This window comes from Lentilactobacillus buchneri (assembly GCF_018314255.1).
Taxonomy (GTDB): domain Bacteria; phylum Bacillota; class Bacilli; order Lactobacillales; family Lactobacillaceae; genus Lentilactobacillus; species Lentilactobacillus buchneri.
Window position 1 is genome coordinate 1,120,603 of sequence record NZ_CP073066.1, and the last position, 21,651, is coordinate 1,142,253.

The window sequence follows — 21,651 nt, forward strand, 5'->3', positions numbered from 1 at the left end:
GTATTTTGATTCTACATCCAATATACAAAACTTTACTATCTTTACCAGAAAGCATTTGTTGCGCCCCCCCTAATTTCACATTAGGTTTGCGTTATTGGTTTCCGGTTTCTCTTTTTGTGAGTGAATTTTGCATTTGGTTTATCCAGCACATAAAAGTAGCGCCATGGAAGTTAAATCCCATGACGCTACTTTTATACAGAACTATTTAGGAGTCTTCGAAGTCAGTTCCAATTGATCCCAGAAAGTTGGGAAGAGGTAGTTGTTGTAGGCCGCCTGCTTAAAGTTCTTTAGTCGGTGGTTAACCGGCGTGAAACTCAGCAAGGTGCTTTGAGGCGCATAAGCGGCTTCTTTGTTCATATAAACCTGCCACTTCTTAAATTGCTTGATCCGATACTGCTGATTCCAAGCTTTATTACTATTCAAGCTGTTGAGTAACTTGGTGTTCTTCTTGGTCACAAAGTGTCCCATGTTATAAGTGGCATCTTCACCATAGAACTGGGTTGGCGTTGGTTCATAAGTTAACTGCCAGCCGCCAACGAAGACGTCAATCTGCTTTTGCTTTGGCTTGCCCAAGATTGAATAGAAGCTGTTAATCTCAAGTGGTCGGCCGTTGGTCATTTGAACGTTCAGACCTAATTTCCGCCACTGCTGAACTTCATATCGAGAAATTTCGTTGCTGGCAGCGGACCCCTGCATCGCGCCGAAGTGAATGGTCAATTTCTTGCCGTTGGGTTGGACGTACCACTTGCCCTTCTTCTTGTAACCGGCGTCTTTCAGCAGTTTCTTAGCTTTCGCCATATCATATGGGAACCCGGCTGCTTTATTATCATGATATTTCTTGAAAATTGGTGGAATCAAGGTATTTGGCCGCCATTGAACCCCACTCAATAATTTCTTGTTAACCTTGTCCAGGTCAACTGCGTACAGCATGGCCTTTCGCAGGTTCTTGTTACCCATTTTGCTGTGCTTATCCATGACATTCTTGTTGGTCTTGGTGTCAAAGTGGCCAACGTTGAAGCCAAAGTAACCATAACTTAAACCAGGTGCCCCAGCGAGGGTGTAGCCTTTGATATTCTTAACTGATTTATATTGACTGGCAGGCAGGCCGCCCAAAGCAAAGTCGAACTTTTTCGCCTTAAACGCCGCTGCAGCATTGCTTGAGGAAACAACTTGGATATTGACGTGCTTAATCTTTGGCTGCGGTCCCCAATAATATTTATTGGGTACCCAAGCAGTCGACTCACCTTGAACCTGGTTTTGCAGTTTGTAAGGTCCAACGAAAATTGGGTGTTTACGGACTGCAGGTGAGGACGATAACTTGGAAATCTTCACATTCTTAATGTGCTGATAAGGAACCACCGTCCCCCATAAGAATGAATTGCCGGCGTATTGCATCGCAGGGGATAAATGGGTGTAGTGGATCACCACTTGCTTGCCGTTTTGTCCATCAGGATAGGTAATCCCTGAAATCTGTTTCGCCTTGCCAGTGTGATAAGCAGCCATGCCTTTAATGGTTGCCATGTCAGATGAGTACTGTTCAGCGCCCGTATTTTGATTGCCGATGATTTCATAAGCGTACTCAACATCCTTGGCAATTACTGGGCTGCCGTTTGACCACTTGGCGTTTTTCCGTATGGTAATCGTAGCCGTGTTATTCGATCGGTCCAGCTTCAAGTTCGCCAGGCCGCCCTTGACAATCTTAAAATCTTTGTTGCTTTTAAACAACTGATCGCCACCACCTGGTGAATAGACATCAGAATCCTCAACGTTATCCTGTAGTACGGCAAGTGTAATCCCGGTAAACGGTGCGTCAACGACTTCAGCAGCGTTCAGCGTACTATCATCGTCTGCTTTGCTTGCCTTTCCAGTCGCACTATAAGTTGTCGGCATGGAAATGGGCTTGGATTGGGACTCGGATGATTTGTTGTTCGAACAGGCTGCGAATGCCAATGTCGACAGACTAATCGTCCCGATCACCAACCACTTCTTAACATTTTTCATGGCAATATCTCCCTCGTGAATATTATATGAAAATGAGATAGCTCTAATATTATTTTAATTATATATCTTGAATGGAAGGTATTGCAACACGCAAACCGGAAACCAAACAAAAAAGGCCAGAGATTTCTCCCCGACCAGATCCTAGTGATTGCAAAATGTTTTTCATTAATTTGGGATTTAGCTCCCATATAAATAATACCACACATGGGTACCTTTTAAACACCCGTGGACTGAAGTAATCTTTCAGCCTGCAAACCTTGTCCATTAAGATTTAGCACTTAGTTACTGAAAGCGGTAGCAACCACTCATAATCTATGGTACTATCGATTTGAATTATTCCGATATCGTCAGAGGAGCGTGAAACAATTATGAATTCCGGAGAAAAACAATCCTTAATCAAAGCCGTCAACGAAGCCTCTCCTGAGGGGCTTCGGCAATTCATAATTAATCAGGCGCAGTTCGATCCCACATTTTTTAGAGACGTGACCGCCCAATTTGGCGATCTCGACACGGATGCTGAGTTGGTGCAAACCAAGAAACTGATTCAAAGTACAGTCCGTAAAAACAAATCTTACGGCTTTATTGATTACCAAGGCTGCATTGTTGTTTGCAATGTCTTGGATGATGTGATCAATAAGTACATGCTCCGGTTCAGACAAGGCCATTATCATCATGCAATGAATGGCTTGCTGTTGGTCGTGGAAACGGCTGCGAAAATGCTCAGCGATGCCGACAGCAGTTCCGGTGCCTTAACCGACACGTTTGATCGTGTCTTTGGTTCGATGAAGAACTTAAGCACCAATATCGCCCCTGAGATTTTGGAATCACAAAAAGAAATCGTCATTAAGGACGTGGTTCGCGTTTTTAAGCGAAAAATATTTGCCGGCTGGCCCGAACAACGCTATCAGGTATTGTATAATGCCCTCCCGCTGATCACACCAAAGTCTGCCAAGCTTGCTCAATCCGCATCTCGGGCAGTTATCAAAGCAGCCGACGAAGGATTTGAAACGACTCAGTCTGAAATTTACGATAAAGTGCTTCATGCTCGGATCCTGATTCAACTTGGAGAGCAGTCCGATGCCGAGAAGTTTATGGACGAGCATAAAACCATTCCGCAAATTCGCGAAGTGGAAATCCAAAATGCGATTCAAAACAAAAACTATGTTCGAGCAGAAGAACTGTGCCTCGAGGCTTCAAAACAGGACCAGGGGTGGCGGCGAATTTGGGAGCGATATCTCATCAAAATTTATGACGCTACCGATCAGCAGCAAAAACAAGAAGCGGTTCTCGAAAACCGTCTGTTCGCAAACTACCCCGACGCATACGAACCACTCAAGAAACTGCGACAACAGGATAAGAGTTGGGATGCCCAATATCCGGCTTTCCTGGCTAAAGCGGCGAAGAAACTGACACCGGAAAACTATGCCTTCATCTTAGACAAGGAACGTGAATTCGATAAGCTCATGCAGCTAATCATGCAGAACCCTGAACTCACTGAAACTTATAGCAAGGACCTGTACCCTAACTACCCAGATGTCGTCAACAAGCTGTATTACCAAAACGTTGTTCTGAACGAAAAATATCCCGGCAGACAAGCCTATCGACGAATGGGCCGAAGAATCAAAAACTATACCGCATTCGGCAGCGTGCAAACCGCTATCAAATGGATCGATGGCTTAATCGATGAGTATCCATCCAGGCCTGCACTTGCTGAGGAACTGAATAAAGTGAAGAAAAAATTACAATAATCGGTAAGGCTGAGACCTCATCTTAGACTTGTTGAATCCGACTGTTATCGAGAATAAACGTGAAACGATCGGCTAAAACACAATCAGGCCATCATTCCAAAACTAGGAATGATGGCCTGTTTACATTAAATTATGAGATCAAAACGCCGTGCGTCTGACTCTCATGTTAGTATCAAGTTAAATTACCGTCGGCGATGTTTCACAACCGTAAAGAAATGAAGGATGCATCCCAACAACACATAGAAGATGACGACAAACGAAGCGTAGCGCCACCAGAAATCAGCAGTGGAAACCAAACGCAAACCAACTTGAATTCCCATCGTCAATAACGCCATCACAGCAACCATAAAGAATAATTCAATATATCGTTTCAATGTACTATCATCTCTCTTTTGTTCAGTATTCAGGCGGGCACCCCATTTGAGGCAGGCCTGTTTTTTGTTCTCGGGCAATGCCTTCATTCCCCAAGTGTTGGTCAACACCAGTTCGTGAATTTTAATCACACCAGCCGCCGACATCACCTTATCAATGGTTCGAAAACTTTGGTCGGTGACGCCGGTTACCCAGTTCTCGAAGGTTCCGGTATAACAATCCGTGATGCTCAAATAGTGCTTATTCTTGAACCGGTCCGGATGGGTACCACCCTCATGATCAAAGCGGACCAGGCGTTGGCGCATGCAGTCAAAGAAGTCTTTCATCTTCCCTGCTAGGCCACCCCAATAAGTCGGGGCTGCAATCACCCAAACATCGCTTTCAAGCATCTTTGCTTCAAGTTCATCCAGCACCGGATCTTTGTGATCTCCCTGATCCGGCTTGAATGGATAGTCTTCCAAATAGATCATGTCAGTGGTATTAGGCGCTTTAACCGCAGACAGCACGGTTTCCAGCATCATGTCCGTTGCGCCGTCATTTCTATGAGACCCTAAAATGCCAAGTATTTTCAATCCAACTCCCCCTTATCTCTTAAATATTCTAAATACATTGATTAAAAAGCAGCAATCACAAACTGCAAATTCAAAACGGTAATGATCGTCGTCAGCAGGTAGCCAATCATCGTCACATACCGCTGGTTGGTGTGAACCCCCATCAAATCATGGTTACTGGTCAAGGCGACCATCGGGAACAGTGTGAATGGCAAGGCAATCGATAACGCAATTTGGGCATAGACGATAATTTGTTCAAAATCGTGATCGTTAAATCCAACCAGAAACCCGATTGCTAAAATCGGAATCAGGGTAACAAACCGGGTCAGTAACCGACGCTCCCAAAGTGGCAGACGAATATGAAGATAGCCTTCCATCACAATTTGCCCGGATAACGTACTGGTGATTGAAGAAATCATCCCAGTGATCAATAACGCAAACGCAAACAAGGTGCTCATCAACGGGCTGGCAAGGTTGCCAACGATTGCCGAATTCTTCAAGCCGTTGTAAACATCCTGAAAGGCCGACAACTGCCCGTTCGTGTGGAAAAATAGCGTTCCGCCAAGGACTAACAACAAGGCATTAATCAAAAAGGCGGCCACCAAATGAACATTGGAATCCCATTTGGCAAATCTCAAAGCTTCATTAACCTGGGCGGGATTATGGTAATCATACCGGCGACTCTGAGCGAGTGAAGAATGGAGATAAACGTTATGCGGCATGATCGTCGCCCCAACAATCCCCAAACTCATAATCAGCATTTCATGATTAGTCAAAATCTTGGGTGTCGGCAGCAGGCCACCAGCAATTTGGGCCAGATTGGGCGTTGCCCGTGATACCTCAACTCCAAAGATGACACCAACAATTAAAATGGCCGTTAACACAATAAATTCGATTCTTCTGATTCCAAATCTTAAAAATAATAGCACTAACAATACATCGAATATCGTGAACAAAATCCCATATAACAATGGTAAACCAAATAATAATTTTAATGCGATGGCCGTGCCGACGACGCCAGTCATGTCAGTTGCCATCATCGCCAACTCATTGATGATCCACAACGTGTAGCGACCGGCTTTAGGCACTTTCTGGGCAATTGCCTGGGCGAGATCCAGCCGGGCAACGACGCCCAATTTGATCGACAATGTCTGCATGAACATGGCCACTAAAATCGACATCAATAACACCGACAAAAGTGAATACCGATATTGGCTGCCCCCAGAAAGTGACGTCAGCCAATTTCCGGGATCCATGTACCCGACGGCGACTAACGCTCCAGGGCCACTGTATGCAAGAAACTTTTGCACAAATGAAGTTTCATAAACGCTGGGAACCTCGACACTTTGATTAATTTCATCAAGGCTTTTATGCGTTTGCTCTTGGCTCATCGGCCTCGCCTCCCCGAAGTTGTTTAACACTGAGGTCGGCTAAGAATTGGCAAAAATCATCGCTGCCATTCATTGGTTTGACTGAGTCAAAGACGTTGCCGCCGCTTGCCTTGAAGGTCTGATAGTTTTGAACATTATTTTCTTCGATGGTTTCCAAACAATCTTCAACGAATGATGGCGTCACCAGTAACACATTGCGTTTACCCATTGCGGCCAACTCCATCAAATAATTTTTCAAATAAGGTTTGAGCCACGGCATCGGTCCAAATTTAGATTGAAAAACCGTTTTGACTTTGTCACTCGGAACCTGTTTAACGTATTTCATCACACCCTGAGTCGTGGCGAGACACTCACCTTCGTATGGGTCACCTTTTTTGACCATCGACATTGGAATGCCATGGTAGCTGAAAATCACCGCATCATACTGTTTCTTTGGGTAAGCCTCGTCAATTTGCCGGGCCAAAATCTGTTGGTACACCGGCTCATCATAAAAGTTCTTAATAATATGAGTCGCGACTCCCGACGACTGAACTTTTTCAATAATAGTATCGTGGGTGCTTTGTGTGTAATCCGGAAACAGCGGCAAGACAACGATGTCACGATCACCGCGATCTTTCATCTCGTGCAAAACATCGACAATCCTGGGTTGCCCATAATTCATGGCGTATTGAACGTCCCAATCAGGCAAGTCCTGTTGAACCTTTTGCTTCATGATTTCTGTGTAAGCCGTCAGCGGTGAACCCGCTTTGGTCCACATGTGCTGATAAAAGGTTGCCGAACGCCAAGTGCGCATCGGTAGAATCATGCCACGCAAAATAGGCTGCCAAAACCACTTCGGCAGCGTTACGACATTTTGATCACTCAAAAATTCTTTCAAATAAGCTTTCACATCTGCATTACTGGGCGACACTGGTGAGCCCAAATTCACCAATAACAAACCATTTTTCGCCAAGACGATCCCCTCCTCGCCATATATGTATATTTTAGAGGTTTCCTATGTGAAACACAATTCAATCCTGATCAAAATTCTCCATATCATCTGAAAAGTTTTAGGTTTTCCACTTAATTAGCCACGGACAATGAAATTGAGTGGCATGTTGGGTACAATGGAAGAAGGAAGGACGTGATACCTTGAACGACTCCAAAGAATACCTGGACTTTTTTAACCAGACCTATAATGACCCTAATAAGCACAGTGGGTACAGCACCAATAGCAATCTGCGGTTTGAAAGTCGGGCAGATGCCCTGCAGGTAAAAAATATGCTCATCGAAAAAAGTCTCCACGCCAAATTTTATGACTTTAGCGTGGAATACATTAACCCCAACAAATCGATGCAGGTCGGCTGGTACATCACGATCAAAAAAGTCGACCAACAGCCAACCAAGCCGCATCCAAAAACTCAACCCCAAAATAACGATCAGCAAACAAAAAAATAGTTCTCCTTTTTTCGTAACTATAAATTGTCGCGCAAGGATTAAACATGGAGGTACAAATATTGACAAATAACGCAATTCCAGAAATCACTTTAAACGACGGCTACAAGATGGCCACGATTCAGTTTGGAACTTTTCAAATTCGCGGTGGCGAAGGTCTCCAGCAGACACTCGCTGCCATCCAGGACGGTTATCGCGGTTTAGATACCGCCACCAATTATGATAACGAGGGCATGGTCGGCGAGGCGATTCGCCGTTCCGGGATCCCCCGTTCGGAGTTCTTTGTGACTTCCAAACTGCCGGGAAAGTATCATCAATATGACGAAGCAACCAAGGCAATCCAGGAATCTCTCTACCGTTTGGGATTGGATTACCTCGACTTATATTTGATCCACTGGCCGCTGCCGAAACGTAATCACTACGTAGAAGCATTTCAAGCAATGATTGATGCTAAAAAACGCGGTCTGATCCGTTCAATTGGTGTTTCCAACTTTGAGCCGGAACATTTGGACAGATTGATTAACGAAACCGGCGTCACTCCAGCGGTGAATCAGATTGAAGTCCATCCCTATTGGAATAATGAACGCATGTTAAAAGAGGACCAGCAGCGCGGCATCGCAACCGAAGCTTGGAGCCCATTAGGCCGAGGGAGTGCCGCATTGAAAGAACCATTAATTCAAGAGTTAGCCAAAAAGTACAATAAGAATACCGGCCAAATCATCTTAAAGTGGCATACCCAAAGAGGCATCATCCCAGTGCCCCGTTCAAGCAGCTTAATTCACCAGAGGACGAACAAAGACCTCTTTGATTTCCAACTGACTGAGGATGAAATGAAAAAAATCAACGCTCTCACTAAGCCGGATGGCAGAGTGGATGGGCAGGATCCGAATGTGTATGAGGAATTTGATTAGAGTGTTTTGAGCAACGGGTGAGGCGTTTTCTAAGGGTACTCTGATTAAAGTCCCTGGTCTTGGGACTTTAGTCAGAGTACCCTTAGAAGTTAGCCTCAGTTGCTCAAAACACGTTTCAACTATGTAACATTTCAGGCACTTCCTACACCACATTTGCCACCCCACCACATTCCATGTTAATATAGTCAACCTTGGCACTAACAAATTCCAAGTAACTCAATTCATGTATCATCACCTGACCAGCAAGTATCAATGTGCTGGCAGTTTTCATGTCAAAAAAGAGGGGTAAAACGTGAAAATCAATCAACATTTACTAACAATTACAGGCGCGCTGGCACTCATCTTGGTGCTGGCAGGATGCGGCAACCAAAGCACCAAAAATTCCAGCAACCAGATGGCCAAGGACCAAACTGTCAATATCAGCACCGATTCAGAAATCTCGACACTGGACACTGCCAAAGCTTCTGATAGCGGCAGTTTGACACCACTTTACCAAATTGGCGAGGGAATCTATCGACTTGGTCCAAAATCCAAAGTTGAAAATGCCCTGGCCACCAGCACCAAGGTTTCAAAAGATGGCCTGAAATATACTTTCAAGCTGCGGACCAATGATAAATGGAATAACGGTCAACCAGTGGTCGCTCACGACTTCGTGTATGGCTGGCGTCGGGTAGTCAACCCAAAGACTGCTTCCGGGTACTCTTACCTGTTTGAAGGGGTCAAGAACTACAGTGCCATTCAAAAAAACAAGCTATCGCCAAATAAGTTGGGCGTATCAGCCCCCAACAAATCGACTTTAGTGGTTCACCTGAGCCATCCAGTTCCATATTTCAAATTATTGCTCGCCTTTCCAACCTTCTTCCCACAACAGGAATCCGCGGTGAAGAAGTACGGCAGCAGTTATGGTACCAGCAGCGCCACAACCGCATACAACGGACCGTTTGAACTCGCCGACTGGAATGGAACCAGTGATACCTGGACGATGAAGCGCAATCCTAATTATTGGGACAAGCAGGCCGTTAAACTCAACAAGCTTAAGTTCCAAGTTGTCAAAACGCCAAGCACCGGACTTTCGCTTTACCAGCAAAACAAGTTGGATGTTGTGACGCTTTCCGGCGAGGAGGTGCCATCCTACAAGAATCGGCCTGAGTTCAAAAAGTTTGTCGGCGGCTCAACCATCTACCTTGAAATGAATCAAAAGCGGGTCAAGGCCTTAAAGAACGTCAAAATTCGCCAAGCCTTATCCCAAATTATCAATAAACAATCCCTGGCTACCCAAGTTCTGCGTGATGGGTCAACCGCACCAAAGGGATTCGTCTCCACCAACTTCTTCCAGAATCCTAAGACTGGTGCCGACTTTGCCAGTGACGCCTATGAAAAATCAGGGGTTGCCTACAACCAAAGCCAAGCCAAGAAACTCTGGGCAGCCGGCCTCAAGCAGACTGGGGTGAAGAAACTGCACCTCTCACTGCTAAGTGATGATACTGATCAATCCAAGAAGACCACCCAGTATCTGCAAAGTCAGTTCAACAAGTTACTGGGGTTGAGTATTACCATCCACAATGTGCCAACTAAGAGCAAGCTGTCACGGTCAACCAGCGGTGATTTTGATCTGGTGGTTTCCTCTTGGGGTGCCGATTTCGCTGATCCAATCAATTTCTTGGACTTAATGACTAAGAATAACCCAACCAATAATGGTCACTGGGCTAATTCACAATATGATCGCTACATTGAAGCATCCAAAACCACTGATGCAAATAACCGCACCAAGCGATATGCGGATTTGGTAAACGCCGAAAAAGTCTTGATGAAAGACCAAGGCGTCATTCCACTGTATCAGCCAGCCACAACTCAGCTCTGGCGAACCAACATCCACGGATTTGTGTGGAATCCAGCCGGTATGAGTAATGGATACAAAGGTTTGTATGTCACCAAATAACACTAAAAGAGCATTCGGAAACCTAATCCGAATGCTCTTTTTGTCGACATTAATGCTAGATTGCTACAGCACGATTCTTAATTCTGACTGCCTGTTCAAAGTTATCAGTAATAATGCCGGCGACATGATCCGCCAACAATTTTTCCTGCGTTCGCGGATCGTCGACGGTCCAAATCCGTTCGTCAACGTTGGCTAATGGTTGGTAATGACTGAGATGCAGTCCAGCCAAATGCTCCTTAACGATTAATGACTTAGGATTCTTAATCACATGATCCGACAACAGGCAATACTGCTGGTTGGGGTCGATTTGGTAAGCAATTTTGAGCGAATCCAGGTTAAATGAGGAGTAGATAACCGGATACATCAGGTCGTATTGCTTGACCAGATCAAGGACAATCTGTTCAATCTTTGGGTAGTGGATCTTGTTGGTCTTAAATTCCAAATTCAGGTGAACCGGACGATGAACTGCCAGAGCCAAAAGGTTCTTCAAAGTTGGAATGGTTTCACCATCTCGCATGTGGAACTGTTGCAGCTCCTTGAGGGTGTATGAGTTGATTAAACCTTTACCATCAGTTGTTCGATTAATTTTTTCGTCATGCATGATGACCGGCACGTTGTCCTTTGTCAGGTGAACATCAAACTCTAAGCCGTCGATGCCATGATCAATAGCGTACTGAAATCCTTTTAGTGAATTCTCTGGGAATTTGAACGGGTAACCGCGATGCCCAAAAATTAACGTTTTAGTACTCAAAATGGGTAACTTCCTTTCAATTCTTCAACTCTCTTAACGACTTTCCCTTTAAGATTCAGTCGTGAACCTTAATGGAAAGTAAATCCAAACTACCCGCCATCCGCTTTGTTGGTCGTCTTCAAGTTGGCATTCATGGCCTTGTTGGCAGTGTTTAGGGCACTGTTAATATTCTGGCCATTGTAGACGCCTTCCATCGCAGTTTCTTCCAATTCACGGGTCAACTGCATGCCTTCCATCAAAATACCAGAGTTAGTATTGTTGGGTTTGGCACTGGCTAGTTGTTCACCGGGAACTCGGGCAGCCGGAATCTTTTTGTACAAATCTTGTAAAGTCTTGGTCTTTTGAGAATTCTTGTTTAATGCCAAGTAGCCGGTTGCCTTTTGCCAGTTGGCTTGATTCTTAGCTGTTTCAGCGAATTTAATGAATTCCCAGGCACCGCGTTGGGTCTTAGCGGGTTTATCATTCGAGATCCAAAGCGCAGCCCCACCAATTCCAACACCATTGGCCTTCACACCATCCGGATGTGGGAAGTAGGAAATTCCCAGCTTGTTCTTGGTACCGGTGGTCAACTGGCCGATATAGGCAGATGATTGAACGAAGATCCCTAATTTGTTTGCCAGGAAGGCGGCAATTTCATTGGTTTCGGCACTGGCTCCGGATCCATAATTGACGAAGTCACCGGATTTAATGTTGGCTCTGATCCAGGTCAGGAACTTCTTAGTTGTCGGGTTATTCAAATCAATCTTGGTTGGATTGCCAGTGTGACCATCACCATTGTTAATCAATGATGTGTGGGCATTGGCAAGGGCTTCTTCCATTAGCCAGCCATAAATTTCCATGGTCATGCCCTTCACCTTGTGATGGGATTTGGCATACAGTTCCTTGGCTGCCCGGGTCACGTCACTATAGCTTGGCGACTTGGACGGCGGGGTGACACCATACTTCTTGAACAACGAAGCGTTATAGTACAACACTGGTTGAGAAGTGTTAAACGGCATCGCCAGCTGAGTACCCTTATTAGAATAGAACGAACGGGCAACTGGTGAAATGTCACTGGCGTCATAGTTGTCTTCATCGATGAATTTCTGAACTGGGGTGGTGTACTTACTGTGCATCATCTGGGCAGTTGAAATATCAAACGACTGGAACAAGGCAGGCGAGGCGCTGGTTCCGTGGCTTTGAATAATCTTTTGAACGGCCTCATCGTAGGCACCTTGGTATTGGGGAATGACTTCGTATTTGTCCTGAGACTTGTTGAAATCATCAACCATCTTATCCAAAGCTTGCTCAGCTGGACCGCCCATTTCGTGCCAGAAGACGACTGGAATTCGTCCGGCTTTGGCACTGCTTGCGTTCTTGGAGCCATTCACAAAGGCGATCCCCAGAACAATTGCAAAGATCGCAAAGATTGGCAGTGCGTAAGTTTTGAGAAATGCTGTTACTTTTTTCATTATTTAACCGCACCTTCATTCACACCAGATTTGAAGTAATGCTGACCGATGAACAGCACAATCAGCGTGGGAATCACAACGATTGCAGCTGTGGCTTGAATCATGCCCCAGTCGTTAAAGGTTTCTTCTGACTGAAGTTGGCGCAATCCGTTCTGGACTGGTCGGAAATCATTGCTGAAAGTCGTCAGCATTGGCCACAGATATTGGTTCCAGGCACCCAGAAAACTGTAGGCACCTAATGTCATCAGTGGAATTCGGTTGTAAGGCAGGACCATTTTCCAATAGAACTGGAAGTGGCCCAAGCCTTCAATATCGGCGGCTTCTTTAAGTTCAATCGGCATCTGCATAAATGATTGACGGAGCATGAAGACCCCGAATGCCGATGTCAGAAATGGAATCACCATAACGGAGTAACTGTTGAGCAGCCCCATTGCTTTAACAGTCTGGAAGTTGGGAATAATTTCGGCTTCAAATGGCAGCATCATGGTTGCCAAGAACAGGCCAAAGAGGAATTTGCGCCCTTTGAATTTCAGGAACACAAAGGCGTAGGCACTCATCGAACAAAAGATCAGTTGGGCAATCATGGTTGCCGTGGAAATTACCAAACTATTTCCCAGGTACCTGAGAATTGGCGTTTGAGTAAAGGCATCAATGTAATTCTGGAAGGAAACCTTGGTGCTTAAGAAGTTTCCCTGCGCAATCTGCATGGTTGGCAGGAAACTGGTCCACAAACCAATCAGAAACGGTGCCAGAACAATCACCGCGAGAATCGTTAATAAAGCGTAGTCCCAAATTCGCCGGGACAATTTTGGCTTGGTCACAAGATCCATTAGTAATTCACCCGCTTTTCCAAAACTTTAAATTGCAGGAGCGTAAACAGCGCAATGATGATCGTTAAGATGATCGATTCGGCACTGGCTTGTGCATAGTTACCGCTGTAAAACGCGTCCTTGTAAATTCGATAAACCAACATGTTAGTAGCGTTGGTCGGCCCACCTTTAGTCATCAGGTCAATCAACCCAAAGCTCTTAAATGATTCGATCAAAGTAATGATGGAAACAAAGAACAGGGTTGGCGAAATGGATGGGATTGTGATGTGGAAGAACTGAAATCTTGATGAGGCGCCTTCAATGTTGGCGGCTTCGTACAAAGTCGTTGGTACAGATGACATGGCACCTAGCAAAATCAAGAAGGTAAAGCCCAGGTTCATCCAAACGGTGGTGATGATGACCGCCCACATTGCAGCAGTTGGATCAGTCAACCAAGGAATTTGTGGTAGATGCATCCAAGTGCTGACCAGAGAAAGGAATCCAGTTGATGGGTTAAAAATAAATAGCCAGAAGATGGCGGCAACGGAAACGGAAACTCCCATAGTTGCCGAAAATAGTGTTCGAAAAAGGCCAATTCCCGGCAGCCGTTTGCTAGCCAGGTTTGCGAGAACCAATCCCAAAGCGATCGTGATAATGGTCACCGCGAAAACGTAGAATAACGTGACCCCAAGGCTGGATAGATAATCAGCCGAAGTCAATAAATTGATATAATTGGAAATCCCAACGAACACCGTTGGCTTACCAACCGTGTTGGTGAGGAACAAACTCAGATAAAGTGTCTTAACCATTGGGTAGAAAATGAAAACGCCCAAGATCAAAAGTGACGGTCCCAGAAATGCCCAGGCAAAGTACTTATCCTTGGCATTTAATGTGAACTTAGCTTCCTGTTCAGCAAGCTTACTTTTGGTTTTCTCAACCGAAACCGGGCTTGTCGGTGTGCTTTGTGCTGGAGATTTAAGCATGAACATAGGCCTCCTTTGAAAGGTTCATTCGCTTGCCTTCTGTATCAAAAAACATCAGGTTGGAATCAGCGGAAACTTTAATTGGCTGGAAAATTCGGTAATTGACTTGGCCAGGGACAACGACGTGAATGTCTTCGCCACTATTCAAGGTGGCGTAGATAATAGTTTCGTCCCCTAAGAATTCGGTGTTCTTAACGGTGGCGTTGGCTTCAACACTCTCAGCTGCCTCAGCTTTCATATCGTCAGGACGAATGCCAATCTTCACATTTTCAGCGGGAACTTCTTCATCCAAAGCAATTTCCAAATCAGAAGAAACATTCAAAACATGGCTATCGGTTTGCGAACGCTGGGCATTCAGAATGTTAATCTGTGGGGTACCGAAGAACTTGGCAACAAAATCATTTGCCGGGTTTTGATAAATCTCACTGGGAGTTCCAATCTGTTGAACGTGTTTGTCATTCAGGACCATGATGTGGTCGGCCATCGTCATTGCTTCAACTTGATCATGGGTGACATAAATCAGTGTCAGACCCAGTTTGCGTTGTAGGGCATAAATTTCTTGGCGCATCTTAATTCTCAGTTGGGCGTCCAAGTTGGATAGTGGTTCATCCATCAGACAAATCTTGGCATCACTGGCAACCGCCCGGGCTAATGCCACTCGCTGTCGTTGACCACCGGATAACTCACGGGGTTTGCGGTTCGCGAGTTCAGTTAAGTTAACCATCTTTAAAGCTTCATCGACCCGCTGCTTAATGTCTGCCTGGTCCATTTTGCGGGCCTTCAAACCAAACGCAACGTTATCTCGGACATTCATAAATGGGAAAAGGGCATAATTTTGAAAGACCATCGTTAATTTCCGAGCCTTTGGCGGCAAGTCATTAACGACCTTGTCATTGATACTGACTTCGCCGGCGGTAATCGGTGTTAATCCGGCGATCATTCTAAGTAGCGTACTTTTACCACATCCGGATGGGCCAACGATGACGAAGAACTCGCCAGTTTCGACTTTCACCGAAATATCTTTTAGGACTTCTGTCTGCGCATCATAATCTTTGCGGACGTTTCTTAAAGTAATTGACAATTATCTCACCTCAAAATCATTTATTTCGTTACAAGATTTATTGTGAGGGTTCAATGTAAATTGCCAGTTTCGTTAATGTAAATTGAAAGTAAAAAAATGATAATGAATGTAAAAATTTCATTTTGACTTTGTATAAGATCAAATTGATTGTGGTATAACCACATATTAGCCACTCAAAATCCAACCTGCCAGCCATTTTTTGATATTCATATATTGACCGTCGAATAAATTCAAATGAATTTCAAATATATTTTATCGAGAAATAGATATTGATATTCGTTTATCGATATGATATATTCGATACAGTTAATTAATCCAGATTAAAAGAGAGAGGCTGATATCCATGTCAAAATTATTAGATCGCAGTATTGGTGCCGTTTCCGTCCTGATGCAGATCGCCTTCGTTGTTGTCTGCTTCAGTTTCATTACGCCGTTTATTTACTTGTATAACGGATTCACCCATGCCAATATTATGAAAATGATTGCCAACAATGGTGATTTCTTAATTGTTCCCGGACACACCCAAGTAACTCACAGCGCTGTTGCCCATTTCCCAATTCTCCCATACTCGGTCTTAATGGCGATTGGAATTTTCTTAGCCATCCTCTCTGCCCTGTTTGCCTTTTCAGCATTTATTCGAATCAGTCATAACTTGGGGAAAAAGCAATACTTTGTGGCTGATAATTTAGCAATGCTCCGCAGAATCGTTCATGCCCAAATGATCGCAATCTGCTCAGATGTCTTTCTTGCGATCGGAAATCAAATGACTTAGTCATTCTTAGGCCGAGTCAATAACGGTATATTTAATAATACGTGGGAAAATTTGCTGGATGATGCGGTTATGCTGGTATTTATCGCATTAATCTACACGTTGTTTAGAATGGCAATGAATATTAAGCAAGAAAACGACCTCACTGTTTAAGGAAGGGGGAATATAATTGATCAAAATTACCCTTAATGTTGTCATGGCCGAAAGAAATATTTCGACTGGTGAACTAGCCAAGAAAGTGGGCATTACTCCCACCAATGTTTCCATCTTAAAAACGGGTAAGGCTAAAGCAATCCGATTCAGTACCCTTGAGAAACTCTGTAAAGCGTTGGACTGCCAACCTGGAGATATTTTGAAATATAGCCCTGACGAAGAATAGAGCTTCATCCGTCACCGTCTTAGAGCACAAAAAAGTGCAAACCGCGTTTTCGGTTTGCACTTTTTATATCACTATCAATTACATCACTTGTAAACATCCATCAACTTTGCAAAGTCAACGGTCCCCAACCCGCTCGCTTGATTATAAACAGTATTGGGTTGACCAGTATAATACAGATTTGAATTATTCTCAGTGTCGTTCAGTGGTTGCAGTGGTGAATCCGATTTGGTTGCCAGTTGATACAGCTGTGGATTCCAGAAACCCATTCGCGAATGGTCAGCTTGACTGTTAATCAACGCTGCCACCCCCGCAAACTGTGGTGAAACAATGCTGGTTCCCCCGCTTATCTCCCAGCCATTAGAGGTGCTCGTCTTTTGATACGTGAAGTAACCGGTAGTCGCATCTGCATTCGCTGAGATATCCGGGTAGTTTCTGCCATCATCAGTTCCGGAAACTAGTGGTGCGTTATAGACTGGGCCACTTAATTGCGACAGATACTCGCGGGCATTAAAGGTATTCACACCGGGAACGCCTTCTTGATAGGCCGGCGTCTGGTAGACGTGACTGAACCCGCCGCCACCGCCGTCACTAATGTCGTTGAAGAATTCAGGCATTGTCAGCAGGTAATCATCGTTAACCTGAAGGAACGGCCACCAATAATCGCTGCCCCAAGCTCGTTGCTTTTGGTTGGAGATTGTGCCAATTGATTTGCCGTTTGGAGCAACGGACTGCTTAAACGGTAAGCTGGTTCCGCCGGCCGAGGTGATCCAAGGACTAGTGGTATACGGATCGGCGTCACTGATTTTCCGGTCCAACAAAACATCATTTCCATGAATGCCGACCACGGTGTAGTTCAAGGCGCCGCTGTCACCGGAAGCCACAAAATTGGAAATCCCCTGGAGTGCCGATTGTGCAAGCACCAGGTTCAACACCTCAACATATTGGGATGGCAATAAATTCATTTTCTCCAAAATCTGGAAGTAGTTGTTGGGTCCCATCCCCCAACTGCTGGAAATCTGGTTGACACTGCCATCGTCGTAGGCCGTTAAGTAAGTATTAATAAGATTGATTAACGTTGGAATCACAGAACCGCTGTTAAACATTTTAATGTTGGCTTCAGGCGCCACAGATCCGGCATATTCAGCATCCATCGTGGCTTCTCCGTCGCTGGTCGATTTAATATCTTTCCGATAATTATCACCAAGAACTTTCACCATTTGGAACCGGGACTTGGATGCATTTACATGTTCATGCCGCCAAAAGTGCGTGAGGTCACTGGTTTGGACATTGCCAAAAGAAACCAGGCCAATCGTCTGGCCCTTGCCTGTCAGGCCGTGATCGTAAAGCTGGTCAACGCCATAGGTTTTTGTAAAATGACTGGTATAGCCGGCATTTTTATCAGCCAGTGCCTTAGTCGCTTTGGGAGTACTCTTAAAGGTAACGTCAGAATCCGGGAACCAGAATTTCTTGTTATGATCGGCCATTCCCATCACTGCCAGAACGGAGTCTTGCAGGTTGGCGGGAATGTTGGGTTTGGATTTACCAAATTGGAGCGGGTCCGAGTGATAGGTGGCATCGCTCAAATTCGTTTTGAACAAGCGATTCACATCCTTGGTCTTCCCCTGCACATTCAACACCAATCCATCCTGGTAGACGTGAGTGGTCAGATGATTCTTTTTAAACAAGGCAACCCACCCATTGATGACGGCATCAGGCTGGCCAAACTGCTGGCGAATATCCGAAGTGCTCAGATAATTCTTAAAATCAGCCTTGGTTGGATCATTGACATCCAACGCCTTTTGATAATAAGCCGTCGAGTCCTGTGGCTTCATGACAATATCGAAGCTCGCGGTCGAATTGGCTTTCAGGGCCGTCGGTTTCATTCGGTTCGCCATAATCATATTTTCAAAAATCGTCCCGAAGGCATCGACGGTCGAAGCGGCTGCTGAATTAAACAAAGCCAGTGAAAATAAGGCCACAAAACCAACTAAAAATCTGCGAATCCATTTACTCATCTCATCCATCCCCCTCAGTGTCCTCATGGTGCTCTATGAATCGATTTTAGCACGAAAACAGTGATTTTCTGAACAGTTGGCTCACGGATCCAAGACAAGAAAAAAAGCATCCCCACAACACTCAGTGTCATGGAAATGCAGGTAAAATGATCAGATTAAGCAGTGACGTTTGCTTTAATTTTTTCAGCACCTTCAAAGTTATTGGTGAAAATACCGGCAACGTTGAGTCCGAATAGATGCTTTTGCACCTTAGGGTCATCAACGGTCCAGATCCGTTCCTTCACGTGGCGCATTGGGACGTAGTGACTCAAATGCAAGCCCACCAAGTGTTCCTTTGCCATCAACTCACGGGGATTTTTAATATCTTCTTCCGACAGGTAGCAATACTGCTGAGTCGGATCAAGCTTGTAAGCAATTTTGAGGGAGTCGAGGTTAAATGATGAGTAGATGACCGGATAGACCAGGTCATATTGCTTCACCATGTCCAGGACGATCTGTTCAATATTGTCATAGTGGATTTCGTTGGTCTTGAACTCCAAGTTCAGATGAACCGGTTGGCCATTTGCCAGCGTCAATAACTCTTTGAGCATTGGAACCGTCTCACCATCACTCAAATGGAACTCACGGAGCTGCTTTAAGGTATATGAGCGAATCTCGCCGGTTCCATCCGTGGTTCGATCGATCTTTTCATCATGCATAATCACCGGAACGTTATCCTTAGTTAAATGGACATCAAATTCCAAACCATCGATGCCGTGATCAATCGCGTACGCAAAGCCCTTCAAAGAATTCTCGGTGAACATATGGGGATAGCCTCGGTGGCCGAAGATCAATGTTTTACTTACCATTGTGTGTAAAATTGCTTCCTTCCAAATAAATCAAGTATGTGCGATCAACAATGCCGCACTCGCACCAATGCGCCTATCATAATAACACGACTGGCGAGACATTCAAGGGAATTTGAACTAAGAACCGCCAATCTTTCAAATATGACCAATTGATGACGGCAGCCCATCACTGACAAATGGTTGGTCCAAATCAAATGGAATTGGCTGGTCCAACGTTAAGGATCCCGGTTCGACCTGACAGTCATAGGCCAGGACGTGAACGCCATTTTTTTGCGCCTTTGCAATTGCCACCGCCAGGTCATTAAAAATATCACGGTCAATGGTCATTTTATGAATATTTTTCATTTGGATGACAAATAATAAATAGGCGAAATATCCAGCCTGAGCCGCCTTTTCCAGGGTCAACACGTGCTTTAACCCACGGGTGGTGGGCGCATCCGGGAATGCAGCGATCCCCTGATTGGCCAAGGTCACCCCTTTGACTTCCAGGAAGAATCGTTGGCCCAAATTGCCGGTTCCGGAAAAATCCAACCGGGAGTCCAAATAGGTCGTCTCCGGGTTAACGGTCGCAATCGATTCGATTCCCGGCAGTTGAATGTAATTGCTGATTAACCCTGATTTAACCACTTTATTGGGCGCCTGAGAGTCAATGTTAATCCATTGGCGATCGTACTTCTTGGCGGCCACCAGATCGTAGGCTGTCTTGCGGTTAGGATTGTCATTATGCACCAGCGCTGTCGTCACCCCAGGTTGGAGAATGGTTGTCCGGCCGGTATTTTTCACGTGAACGGTCACGACTTCACCAGTTTCGATCAGTCGACAATGAGAGATGAATCGGTTGGGTCGGTCGATGAATTTGGCTAAATGAACGTTAGGATATTGCATCACGCACCTCGAGACTGTCGTTTTAAACTTATTACTAGTATTATATAGGTAATATGAGTCTTGAGGGGGAATTCAGATGTATTCATTCATTAATCAGATTAAAAATTATATTTGGCTGAAAAGTATCGCTTACATAGTCTTCGGCCTGCTGTTCCTGTTTGACCCACACGACACGTTGAATATCGCCATTAATTTAATTGCGGCTTTCTTCATTGTCTTTGGGGTGATCAATTTAATTTCTGCTTGGCGGCAGCGGCGAAATAACGAAGTGGTCGACTATAGTCTGGCGGTCGGCATTACTCAGTTAATCGTTGCCGTCATCGTCTTCTTATTGGCAGAACCACTCTTGTCATTTTTGCCATTTATCTTGGGGATCGTCCTGATCGTCACAGGCATTTCCAACGTCTTCACCGCGCTCAATCATCGTCAGTACGTCAACGTTTCACCAATGCCCTTTGTGTTGTATGGTGTGTTACTGATCCTGGTTGGCATCCTGCTGGCATTTAATCCATTTGGCACAATTCTGGTATTACTACAGATCTTCGGCGCAACCATGGTCGTGATGGCGATTATGGAAATTATCACTTCTTGGAAACTGGGCATTTAGCAACCCACAGTAATAGAGCGTCGCTTATGCTGACCATGGACTATTCATTCAAATTCTTCTTGTATATTTCTTCGCATTATCGTACAATAGCTCTGTGAACGGGGCAATCATCACTCGTCCCACGGATCACAAGCGATGGCTTAACAGCTATCAGCCGGGGAGTATCGCTCAAACGTTATTGGGGATCATCCAAGAGATATGTATCGAATCAAGTTTAGAGCATTTAGTTCATTACAAGTGTGGGGGCACTTGGCACAGCGCAGATGGCGTTGTGCTTTTTCTTTGCCGATCCCAGGCTGCCCACAAACTGACAACGATGTTAAAAGGACCCCACCCTGCCCTGAATCGTAAAATTTTTCAATGAATCGCTTGGGCTAATGTAAACGCATACATTTCACTTTCATGAACTAATTTACAAATTCATGAGCAAAACATTTCAAATGTAATATTTTATGCCCTATACTAAAGGTGGAGTCAAAGAAAAGTGTCTCAATCAACTAAATTGAATCCTTGATATCACACCATTAATGACTCTTAGAATTGAACACAGGGAGGGCATGTAATATGAAGAAAACTTTGAAGAAGATGTTGGAACGTGTATTTACCAAGAAGGTTCAAGATGCCGGCAATCTGCAAACCAGTGAAAGCAACCGACTCTTTTGGAACTCAGTTACTAAAGGACAATGAAAATGAAAGTCAAGTTAGATAGCATTAAGTAGGCACCTA

At 44.8% G+C, this 21,651-nt stretch carries 20 protein-coding genes; 8 read left to right on the top strand and 12 right to left on the bottom strand.

What is annotated here, in order from left to right:
* Positions 1-201: 201 nt before the first annotated feature.
* The gene (locus KE627_RS05420) at positions 202-2,001 is read right to left on the bottom strand and encodes an ABC transporter substrate-binding protein (protein ID WP_056938897.1); all 1,800 of its coding nucleotides are present in this window, start codon (positions 1,999-2,001) and stop codon (positions 202-204) included.
* A gap of 368 nt (positions 2,002-2,369) precedes the next feature.
* On the opposite strand from KE627_RS05420, the gene KE627_RS05425 reads away from it, so the two are divergent.
* The gene (locus tag KE627_RS05425; protein ID WP_013726988.1) at positions 2,370-3,749 is read left to right on the top strand and encodes a hypothetical protein; all 1,380 of its coding nucleotides are present in this window, start codon (positions 2,370-2,372) and stop codon (positions 3,747-3,749) included.
* 182 nt (positions 3,750-3,931) lie between these two features.
* Here the strand turns inward: KE627_RS05425 and KE627_RS05430 are convergent, their stop codons facing one another.
* The 3 genes from KE627_RS05430 to hemH are packed head-to-tail and all read right to left on the bottom strand — an operon-like array spanning position 3,932 to position 7,015.
* Entirely contained in the window at positions 3,932-4,693 is a 762-nt protein-coding gene (locus KE627_RS05430) for a flavodoxin family protein (protein WP_014939191.1), read from the bottom strand.
* 41 nt (positions 4,694-4,734) lie between these two features.
* Positions 4,735-6,063, bottom strand: a complete 1,329-nt coding sequence (locus KE627_RS05435) for an Nramp family divalent metal transporter (RefSeq protein ID WP_056938896.1) — start codon at positions 6,061-6,063, stop codon at positions 4,735-4,737.
* Entirely contained in the window at positions 6,041-7,015 is a 975-nt protein-coding gene (gene hemH, locus KE627_RS05440; protein WP_013726985.1) for a ferrochelatase, read from the bottom strand. The genes KE627_RS05435 and hemH overlap by 23 nt, the downstream gene beginning before the upstream one ends.
* A gap of 137 nt (positions 7,016-7,152) precedes the next feature.
* On the opposite strand from hemH, the gene KE627_RS05445 reads away from it, so the two are divergent.
* From KE627_RS05445 to KE627_RS05455, 3 genes are all read left to right on the top strand, one after another.
* Positions 7,153-7,500 carry a hypothetical protein gene (locus KE627_RS05445; protein WP_225424194.1) on the top strand — a complete coding sequence of 116 codons (348 nt, stop codon included), beginning with the start codon at positions 7,153-7,155 and terminating at the stop codon, positions 7,498-7,500.
* A 44-nt stretch (positions 7,501-7,544) separates the two neighbouring features.
* Positions 7,545-8,408, top strand: coding sequence for an aldo/keto reductase (locus KE627_RS05450; RefSeq protein ID WP_056938895.1), 864 nt, complete (start codon positions 7,545-7,547; stop codon positions 8,406-8,408).
* A 292-nt stretch (positions 8,409-8,700) separates the two neighbouring features.
* The gene (locus KE627_RS05455; protein ID WP_056938894.1) at positions 8,701-10,347 is read left to right on the top strand and encodes a peptide ABC transporter substrate-binding protein; all 1,647 of its coding nucleotides are present in this window, start codon (positions 8,701-8,703) and stop codon (positions 10,345-10,347) included.
* 55 nt (positions 10,348-10,402) lie between these two features.
* Here the strand turns inward: KE627_RS05455 and KE627_RS05460 are convergent, their stop codons facing one another.
* The 5 genes from KE627_RS05460 to KE627_RS05480 all read right to left on the bottom strand — a co-directional run bounded on the left by KE627_RS05460 (position 10,403) and on the right by KE627_RS05480 (position 15,422).
* On the bottom strand, positions 10,403-11,098 hold the full coding sequence (locus KE627_RS05460) for a glycerophosphodiester phosphodiesterase (protein ID WP_013726982.1): 696 nt from the start codon (positions 11,096-11,098) through the stop codon (positions 10,403-10,405).
* An 89-nt stretch (positions 11,099-11,187) separates the two neighbouring features.
* Positions 11,188-12,549, bottom strand: coding sequence for an ABC transporter substrate-binding protein (locus tag KE627_RS05465; RefSeq protein WP_013726981.1), 1,362 nt, complete (start codon positions 12,547-12,549; stop codon positions 11,188-11,190).
* Positions 12,549-13,379, bottom strand: a complete 831-nt coding sequence (locus tag KE627_RS05470) for a carbohydrate ABC transporter permease (protein WP_013726980.1) — start codon at positions 13,377-13,379, stop codon at positions 12,549-12,551. The genes KE627_RS05465 and KE627_RS05470 overlap by 1 nt, the downstream gene beginning before the upstream one ends.
* Positions 13,379-14,341 (bottom strand): carbohydrate ABC transporter permease, encoded by a 963-nt coding sequence (locus KE627_RS05475; RefSeq protein WP_013726979.1) that lies wholly within the window; start codon positions 14,339-14,341, stop codon positions 13,379-13,381. The genes KE627_RS05470 and KE627_RS05475 overlap by 1 nt, the downstream gene beginning before the upstream one ends.
* Positions 14,334-15,422 carry an ABC transporter ATP-binding protein gene (locus KE627_RS05480; RefSeq protein WP_056938892.1) on the bottom strand — a complete coding sequence of 363 codons (1,089 nt, stop codon included), beginning with the start codon at positions 15,420-15,422 and terminating at the stop codon, positions 14,334-14,336. Before KE627_RS05480 ends, KE627_RS05475 begins: the two co-directional genes overlap by 8 nt.
* A gap of 343 nt (positions 15,423-15,765) precedes the next feature.
* On the opposite strand from KE627_RS05480, the gene KE627_RS05485 reads away from it, so the two are divergent.
* Together KE627_RS05485 and KE627_RS05490 are read left to right on the top strand one after the other, a co-directional pair.
* Complete coding sequence (locus KE627_RS05485; RefSeq protein WP_225427172.1) at positions 15,766-16,194, top strand: DUF2975 domain-containing protein; 429 nt, start codon at positions 15,766-15,768, stop codon at positions 16,192-16,194.
* Between the two features lie 193 nt (positions 16,195-16,387).
* Positions 16,388-16,570 carry a helix-turn-helix domain-containing protein gene (locus KE627_RS05490; RefSeq protein WP_044502712.1) on the top strand — a complete coding sequence of 61 codons (183 nt, stop codon included), beginning with the start codon at positions 16,388-16,390 and terminating at the stop codon, positions 16,568-16,570.
* An 83-nt stretch (positions 16,571-16,653) separates the two neighbouring features.
* Here the strand turns inward: KE627_RS05490 and KE627_RS05495 are convergent, their stop codons facing one another.
* The 3 genes from KE627_RS05495 to sfsA all read right to left on the bottom strand — a co-directional run bounded on the left by KE627_RS05495 (position 16,654) and on the right by sfsA (position 20,318).
* Positions 16,654-18,585 carry a S53 family peptidase gene (locus tag KE627_RS05495; protein WP_013726975.1) on the bottom strand — a complete coding sequence of 644 codons (1,932 nt, stop codon included), beginning with the start codon at positions 18,583-18,585 and terminating at the stop codon, positions 16,654-16,656.
* Positions 18,586-18,740: 155 nt separating this feature from the next.
* The gene (locus KE627_RS05500; protein WP_056938891.1) at positions 18,741-19,433 is read right to left on the bottom strand and encodes a glycerophosphodiester phosphodiesterase; all 693 of its coding nucleotides are present in this window, start codon (positions 19,431-19,433) and stop codon (positions 18,741-18,743) included.
* A gap of 135 nt (positions 19,434-19,568) precedes the next feature.
* Entirely contained in the window at positions 19,569-20,318 is a 750-nt protein-coding gene (gene sfsA / locus KE627_RS05505) for a DNA/RNA nuclease SfsA (RefSeq protein ID WP_013726973.1), read from the bottom strand.
* A gap of 76 nt (positions 20,319-20,394) precedes the next feature.
* Here sfsA and KE627_RS05510 point away from each other — a divergent pair, with 76 nt between their 5' ends.
* Both KE627_RS05510 and KE627_RS12450 read left to right on the top strand, forming a co-directional pair.
* Complete coding sequence (locus tag KE627_RS05510; RefSeq protein WP_013726972.1) at positions 20,395-20,925, top strand: HdeD family acid-resistance protein; 531 nt, start codon at positions 20,395-20,397, stop codon at positions 20,923-20,925.
* A 564-nt stretch (positions 20,926-21,489) separates the two neighbouring features.
* Positions 21,490-21,612, top strand: a complete 123-nt coding sequence (locus KE627_RS12450) for a hypothetical protein (RefSeq protein ID WP_013726971.1) — start codon at positions 21,490-21,492, stop codon at positions 21,610-21,612.
* Positions 21,613-21,651: the final 39 nt, after the last annotated feature.